Raw genomic sequence first — 7,151 nt, forward strand, 5'->3', positions numbered from 1 at the left:
GGCGAGCGTCGTCGCGTCAGGCGCGGTGATCGTCGCCGTGGCAAGTGTGGTTGCCGTTGTCGTCCGCGTCGGCCGCGCCGTGAACCGTATGCGCGCACACACTTTCGAGCATGCCGACGCCGTCCGCCTGGTCGGCAGGTCAGCCGGTGGCGACGTGGTGATCATCGACGCAGCCGAGCCTGCGGCGTACTGCGTGGCGGGGCGCCCGCCGGCGATCGTCGTAACCACTGCCGCCCTCGCGGCGCTCGACGGAACGCAGCTGGCGGCCGTGGTCGCCCACGAACGTGCCCACCTCGACGGCCGCCACGCCTACCTCGTCGCCGCGGTCCGTGGCCTGGCCGCGGCGCTGCCCCGGATTGGGCTGTTCGCCACGGCCGCCGCGCAAACGTGCTCGCTGCTCGAGATGTGCGCCGATGATGCCGCGGCCCGTCGGCACGGTCATCGGCCTCTTCTGGCGGGCCTGTTGACCTTGTCGGGTGCTGATGCCCCGGCCCATGGCCTGGCCGCTGCGAGTGTTGCCGTGCTCGTCCGCGCCGAGCGTCTCCTGGACCCTCAGAAGGGCCTGGCTCAGATCGGCACCCACGTCACGTTGAGCGGCCCGGTGGCGGCGATGGCCGCAGCACCACTGGCCATCGTTGCACTGTCGCTGTCAGGTGCCGTGGCCTGCTTCGCGTAGGCGATACCGGCCGTCCTTCGACTGGGCGGCCCCTATGGTTGGCGCATGGTGGCAGCGCCCCTGACGAACTGGCTCCTGGACTCCGACCCGGCCCTGCGTTGGCAGGTCGAGCGCGACATCACGCACGAACCCCGTGAGGTGTGGGAGAACACGCGAGCCAGGATTGCGACGGAGGGTTTCGGAGCGCGCCTGCTGGCGTGCCAAGACCCCGACGGCCAGTGGGCCGGCGGCGCATTCTTCCCCTCGGACTTCGACTTTGACGGCCCCGAAGCCGCCGACGGCGCCGGGCAACCCTGGACGGCAACCACCTGGACGCTGAACTCACTGCGTGAATGGGGGCTCGACTCCACCGTCCTCCGCGAACGCGGCACCGCAGAACTCCTGGCCGCCAACAGCCGATGGGAGTACGAGGATCTGGCCTACTGGGATGGCGAGGTGGACTGTTGCATCAACGCCTGGACCGTCTCGAACGGACTCTGGCTAGGGGCGAACATCACCGGCATCGTCGACTGGTTCGTCGAGCATCGGCTGGCCGACGGGGGGTGGAATTGCGAGTGGGTCGAGGGTTCCACGCGCTCGTCGTTCCACTCGACGCTCAACGCACTCAAGGGACTACTGGACTACGACGCCGCCACTGGTGGCACCGACGCGACGCGCGCGGCCCGACACTCCGGTGAGGAGTACCTGCTGACGCGCGGACTGTTCCGCCGCCTGTCGACGGGACGACCGGTGGCACCGTGGGTCGATCGATTCCGGTACCCGATGCGGTGGTCCTACACCGTGCTGAACGCCGCCGAGTACTTCAGGCAACGGTCGCTTTTCGCCGGCACGGCGCCCGACCCACGGATGGCGGATGCGATCGCACTCATCCGTGCCGCGAGACGGCCCGATGGGACGTGGATCCAGACCGACGTGCTGCCCGGACGGGTGTGGTTCGACGTGGACGTCCCCGAAGGCGAGCCGTCGAAGTGGTTGACCTTGTCTGGGATACGCGTGCTCGACTGGTGGGACGCGCACGTTCGTCTCGATGACGCCTCAAGGACCCCGCCACCTTCGTGAAAATCGGTTGCATTCCGGGCCGCACTCCCCCAAAGATGTTCTGTACATGGAGTTTCGGACTCGACTTTCGCGGGGAGGGATTGTGAAGCGCTACAAGAAGGGCGACACCGTGACCGCCCGCAGCGAGATCACCGGCATGAACGTGCCGGAGGTGCCTGCCGGCTCGACCGGGACCGTCGTGGCCACGACACTGCTGGGCAAGCCCAAGACCATTCACTTCGCATTGGAGACACTCTGGGGGCCCAAGCAGTTTCAGGTTGGCGTGCATCGCCGGAACGTCGAACTGGACTGACCGGGATCAGGTGACGATCTCTGGATGAATCCCGCCGCCGGGGGGCGTTCGACGGGAAAGGCAGGTGATTCCCCACACGCCTTCGGTTGAGCTGCGCAGGAGGAGAAGAACATGAGCTTGGACAACGCCACACACCTCGGGAGGCCGGGGCTCGACGAGTTGGTCCCGTCGCGTTACGCGCTGAGGGTCGGCGAGATCGACGTGATGGTGATCAGCGACGGGGTGCTGCCGATCACGACGTCGACGTTGGCCACCAACGCCGACTCGGCGGACCTGGCTGCCTGGCTGGAGGAGATGTTCCTGCCACCGGACGTCCTCGATTGGCCGCTGAACGTCGCGGTGGTGCGCAGCGGTGACCGGACCATCCTCATCGATTCCGGTCTGGGGCTGGAGTTTCCGGGCTTCCCGAAGGCCGGGCAACTGGCGATGCGACTTGCTGCCGCCGGCATCGAGCCCTCATCGGTGACAGACGTGGTGCTCACTCACCTTCACATGGACCACGTTGGTGGGCTGCTCGCCGACGGGCTGCGCGGCCGGCTGCGCCCGGACCTGCGGGTCCACCTGGCTTCTGCGGAGGCCGAGTTCTGGGCGTCGCCCGACTTCTCCCGCACCGTCATGCCTGCGCCTATTCCGGACGTGCTCCGGACGACCGCATCGCGGTTCTTGGAGATGTACCGCAGCAAGATGCAGACCTTCGAGACGGAGTACGAGGTGGCGCCGGGTGTACTTCTATCGCGCACCGGCGGTCACACCCCAGGGCACAGCATCGTCCGCCTGGAGTCCGGTGGCGAACGACTGACGTTCGCCGGTGACGCCGTGTTCCAGGTCGGGTTCGACAACCCTCAGTGGCAGAACGGTTTCGAGCACGACCCCGAGGAAGCGGCGCGCGTCCGAGTCGGTCTGCTACGGGAGCTGGCGGCGACCGGCGAGCAACTCGTGGCCACTCACTTGCCGTTCCCGTCGGTCTGCCACGTGGCGGTCGCCGGCGACGCCTTCCGCTTCGTCCCTGCCGCCTGGGATTACTGACCGCTGATTGGGCGAGGGGTCCCGACCGTTTACTGAGACGTAAGCCATATCCGACCCCGTCGTGTGTCTAGAACCACGGCGATACGACCCGGCGGATTTTTGGTAGAACAGCTAACGTTTCCGGTATGGGTCGGGATCCCTCGCACAACAACATGTCTTCATCCGAAATCAAGATCGAGGACCACCTCGATGTACTGGGCAATATCGCGCTGCCTGCCGGCGCGACCTTGCCCTCCTATCTCGGCCGGAACATCGCCACGCTCGGCGACACGCCCGCCTACCGCTACCTGGATTACACCGTCGATCGCGACGGCGCCGCGATCGAACTGACCTGGGCGCAGCTCGGCGCCAGGGTCCGCGCGGTCGGTGCTCGACTTCAGCAGCTCACCGCCCCCGGCGACCGGGTGGCGATTCTGGCCCCGCAAGGTCTGGACTACGTCGTCAGCTTCTTCGCCGCGGTCAGCGCAGGCAACATCGCGGTGCCGCTGTTCGCGCCTGAGCTGCCCGGCCATACCGAGCGCCTCGACGCGGTGCTCACCGACGCCCAACCCGCGGTGGTCCTCACCACGGTGGCGGCCGCCGAGACCGTCAACGCCTTCTTGCGCAATCGCTCTCCGCGGCACCGCCCTCGGGTGATCGCCGTTGACGCACTTCCAGACTCGGTGGGCAGCACCTTCACTCCCGTCGCGGTGGACAGCGACGACATCGCCTACCTGCAGTACACCTCGGGCTCGACGCGCACGCCCGCCGGTGTCGAGATCAGCCACCGGGCGGTGTGCACCAACGTCGTGCAGATGATCATCGCCGGTGGACTCGATACGAAGATCCGCAGCGTCAGCTGGCTTCCCCTGTATCACGACATGGGCCTTCTGATGATCATGTTCCCGGCGCTGTGCGGGGGCTACATCACGCTGATGTCGCCGTTGGCCTTCGTCCGGCGACCGCACCGCTGGATCAAACAATTGGCCGCCGAAGCCGCCCTCGGCCGGACCTTCGCGGCCGCGCCGAACTTCGCGTATGACCTTGCCGCCCAACGTGGTTTACCGCCCGAGGGCGAATCGCTGGATCTGAGCAACGTCGTCGGCCTGCTGAACGGGTCGGAACCCGTCACCATGGGTGCGATCGAGCGCTTCACCGAAGCGTTCGCGCCCTATGGGCTGCCGCCGACGGCCATCAAGCCGTCGTACGGCATGGCGGAGGCCACGTTGTCCGTCGCGACGATCGCCCCCGACGCCAGAGCCACCGCGATTCACCTCGACCGCAAACTGCTGGCAGACGGCCGCGCCGTCGTGGTGACAGCCGATGCGCCGCAAGCGGTTCCGCAGGTCTCCTGCGGCCAGGTGATCATCGGTCAGTGGGCCGTGATCGCCGACGGTGCCAGCGGGGCGGAGCTTCCCGACGGCCGGGTCGGCGAAATCTGGTTGCACGGTGACAACATCGGCGCCGGGTACTGGGGCCGCGACCGCGAGACCGAACTCGTCTTCAAGAACAAGTTGCAATCGAGACTCGAGAGCGGCGCGAGCCATGCCGATGGCTCCCCGTCGGACGCGTTCTGGCTGCGGACCGGCGATCTCGGCGTCTACCTCGACGGCGAGCTGTACATCACCGGCCGGATCAAAGACCTCGTCATCATCGACGGCCGCAACCACTACCCGCAGGACATCGAAGCGACGGTATCGGAATCCTCCGCAGCGGTGCGCTCGGGTTTCGTCGCGGCGTTTTCGGTACCTGCCAACGAGTTACCGCACGCGACGACCAAGGACACCGCCGAAAGGCTGGTCATCATCGCCGAACGTGCCGTCGGCGCAGGCCGCGCCGGCCCGGAGCCGATCGTCGAGGCCATCCGTGCGGCGGTCTCCCGCCGGCACGCTCTCGGAGTCGCCGACGTGCACCTGGTGGCGGCCGGAGCGATCCCCCGCACGACCAGCGGCAAATTGGCCCGCTACGCCTGCAGAAGCCGGTACCTCGATGGTGCGTTCAACCAATGACCGAAGAGGAACTCAACGAGCGGGTGGCGTCCTTCTTCGACCGGCCCGTCGCCGCGATCTGGAGTGGTGTGGAGGCCCCGCCCCGCTCCGAAATGCTCACGTGCGCAGAGGTTCACGCCATCCTGGTGTCGGTCATCGAAGAGGTCACTGGACTGGACCCGCGCGAGGTGACCTCCGAGAAGGCCTTCATCGAAGAACTGGGCGTCGACTCGCTGTCGGCCACCGAGATCGCGGTGCGCCTTGAGGACAAGCACGGCATCGTCTCGCCCGCCGAGGGGTTGCTGACGCTGCGCACCGTCGGCGACGCGGTGCTCTATCTTCAGCATGCCTTGAGCGTTGAGTCGCCTCCGCGCTGAAGTCAGCGCGGTGATCGTGGATGAAGTCGGTGAAGCTGAGGGCTGACCGGCCGAGCAGTGCGGCGAGCCGGTTGGCGTCGGTCGCGGCCTGGCGCTCTATCCATTGCGCTACAGGAGCTTTGGCGGAGGCGGAGGGATTCGAAATCCCCGGCCGCGAGTACGCGGCGGCTCGCTGGCAACGAGCTGCAACACCGTTCTGCCACGCCTCCCGAGATGCGAGTGGTAGCGCCGTCCTACAGGCCCAACTGGTCGGCGGCGATGGAGACGACGGGGCTGTCCACTGCCGGTAATCGCACCTGCACGTCGCATTCTAGATCGACGCCGCTATCCACGATCCGGACGAACGGGGTTCCGACGGGAAGGCCCTGGACGGGAGCGCCCGAGGAATTGGTGGGGTGATCGGTCAGCAAGATCGCCCGCTTCTTGGCCAGACGTGTCCGGCCGACAGTGATTGGCTCGGGCGCCCGGGCCCCAGGCCAGAACATCCATCGGGTCGGGTGTTCTTGGCGGCGGCACTCGGCAGCGAACCCATGCGCCTCCTTGGCGTCAGCGGCGAATCTCTCGTACTCCTCAAGGTCGATGCCGTAGTACTCCTCCCACTCCCCATTGCGTTGCGGCATCGGGGTTTTCAGATATCGGCGACCTGTCACTCGCTCTATCCCGAGTTCCACGAAGAGAGACCCCTCGCGAAATTCGTGCGTCATCTCGAACGTCAGCACCCTCGGTGGGGCAGATGTCGTCGCCATCTCGACGGGATGGACCTCTGCTTCCGCCGAGCTCCCCACTTCGCGCGGTTGCTTGGCCTTGCCCTCCCGACGACGCTCCCCGTCGGTTCCGTGAAGGTGAACGCCGAGTGCAAGGAGCCCCCAGCCGACGCACAGCGAGAGAGCAGCAGCCGCCGTACCCACGACGAACGCGACAAGCGGATAGTAGAACGTGTAGCCGTCCGCGTGCCACGCGCGCACCACGGCGACGACGTACACGACGATCACCGACAGCGGGATCCCAACGACAGCCAGAACCACGCCGATGAGTGCGATCCCCGGTGCACCGCTGTCGCTGAGCATGACGCTCATAGCGCCGGCATAGATGGATAGCCCCACCCATCCGATCAACACGATGAACAGCAGAATCGTCGCAATCGTGTCGAGAAGCTGCATCGAGCCATTCTTGCTGATGGCCAATCCCACAACAGCTCGACAGACTGGCGTTCTCACCGGCTGGGCTCAGCGCCAAACCCTCAACGTCTGGTTGTCGTCCGGGGAGGAACCGTGTCAACGGGGACCGTCACGGCTGCAGCCACGGTGGCCACCATCGGCGCCGGCACTGGATCCCATGAACCAACGCGCACCGTTATCGCGGTGGAACCCAGCCGCGTGATGATCGCCCAGCGCCCGACCGGTTCTGCTCCCGTAGTACAGGTCGTCGCCGAGCACCTGCCGATTCGTTCGAATGCCGCGGACGCCGCACTGGCGGCGCTGACCAACAGAGAAGGCGATACAAAACTCTGCTCGGGATCTACTCCGCCAAGTCCCCCGCGGCCGGCCGTAGGGTCACCGACAACGCCATCCCGCCAAACACAAAGGCCACGACCTCTTGCGAGTTCGTGACCTTTAGCGCTGCGGTTCGTAGAACCGCTCATTGTGGGCGAAGGGGGACTTGAACCCCCACGTCCCGAAGGACACTGGCACCTGAAGCCAGCGCGTCTGCCATTCCGCCACTCGCCCCAACAACCGGGTGAGACTATCACGCAG

The 7,151-nt window shown here is 66.5% G+C and carries 7 protein-coding genes and 2 tRNA genes; 6 read left to right on the forward strand and 3 right to left on the reverse strand.

Annotated features, from left to right (window positions below; all coding sequences use genetic code 11):
- The 6 genes from QOD90_RS10620 to QOD90_RS10645 all read left to right on the forward strand — a co-directional run.
- Positions 1–676, forward strand: a 676-nt coding sequence (locus QOD90_RS10620; RefSeq protein WP_526349384.1) for a M56 family metallopeptidase, incomplete at its 5' end; no start/stop codon positions are given.
- A gap of 45 nt (positions 677–721) precedes the next feature.
- The gene (locus QOD90_RS10625) at positions 722–1,735 is read left to right on the forward strand and encodes a squalene cyclase (RefSeq protein WP_526349386.1); all 1,014 of its coding nucleotides are present in this window, start codon (positions 722–724) and stop codon (positions 1,733–1,735) included.
- A gap of 82 nt (positions 1,736–1,817) precedes the next feature.
- Positions 1,818–2,027: a hypothetical protein gene (locus tag QOD90_RS10630; protein WP_526349388.1), complete on the forward strand. Its 210-nt coding sequence runs from the start codon at positions 1,818–1,820 to the stop codon at positions 2,025–2,027.
- A 111-nt stretch (positions 2,028–2,138) separates the two neighbouring features.
- A complete protein-coding gene (locus QOD90_RS10635) occupies positions 2,139–3,053 on the forward strand; it encodes an MBL fold metallo-hydrolase (protein WP_526349390.1) in 915 nt (304 codons plus the stop codon).
- 152 nt (positions 3,054–3,205) lie between these two features.
- Positions 3,206–5,041, forward strand: a complete 1,836-nt coding sequence (locus QOD90_RS10640) for a fatty acyl-AMP ligase (RefSeq protein WP_526349392.1) — start codon at positions 3,206–3,208, stop codon at positions 5,039–5,041.
- 92 nt (positions 5,042–5,133) lie between these two features.
- Complete coding sequence (locus QOD90_RS10645) at positions 5,134–5,397, forward strand: phosphopantetheine-binding protein (RefSeq protein ID WP_526349395.1); 264 nt, start codon at positions 5,134–5,136, stop codon at positions 5,395–5,397.
- A 120-nt stretch (positions 5,398–5,517) separates the two neighbouring features.
- On the opposite strand, the gene QOD90_RS10650 is transcribed toward QOD90_RS10645, so the two are convergent.
- The 3 genes from QOD90_RS10650 to QOD90_RS10660 form a co-directional block, all read right to left on the reverse strand.
- Positions 5,518–5,606: transfer RNA gene (locus QOD90_RS10650), tRNA-Gly, on the reverse strand.
- A gap of 24 nt (positions 5,607–5,630) precedes the next feature.
- Positions 5,631–6,557 carry a DUF7161 family protein gene (locus tag QOD90_RS10655; protein WP_526349393.1) on the reverse strand — a complete coding sequence of 309 codons (927 nt, stop codon included), beginning with the start codon at positions 6,555–6,557 and terminating at the stop codon, positions 5,631–5,633.
- 484 nt (positions 6,558–7,041) lie between these two features.
- Positions 7,042–7,124 (reverse strand) — tRNA-Leu (locus QOD90_RS10660).
- Positions 7,125–7,151 lie beyond the last annotated feature (27 nt).

The organism is Mycobacterium sp., from assembly GCF_032161845.1.
In the GTDB taxonomy this organism is placed as follows: Bacteria; Actinomycetota; Actinomycetes; order Mycobacteriales; family Mycobacteriaceae; genus Mycobacterium.

Excerpts from the sequence above, each read along its gene's own strand:
- QOD90_RS10625 (WP_526349386.1), top strand. The coding sequence starts at position 722 with ATGGTGGCAGCGCCCCTGACGAACTGGCTCCTGGACTCCGACCCGGCC.
- QOD90_RS10635 (WP_526349390.1), top strand. The coding sequence starts at position 2,139 with ATGAGCTTGGACAACGCCACACACCTCGGGAGGCCGGGGCTCGACGAG.
- QOD90_RS10640 (WP_526349392.1), top strand. The coding sequence starts at position 3,206 with ATGTCTTCATCCGAAATCAAGATCGAGGACCACCTCGATGTACTGGGC.
- QOD90_RS10645 (WP_526349395.1), top strand. The coding sequence starts at position 5,134 with ATGCTCACGTGCGCAGAGGTTCACGCCATCCTGGTGTCGGTCATCGAA.
- QOD90_RS10655 (WP_526349393.1), bottom strand. The coding sequence starts at position 6,557 with ATGCAGCTTCTCGACACGATTGCGACGATTCTGCTGTTCATCGTGTTG.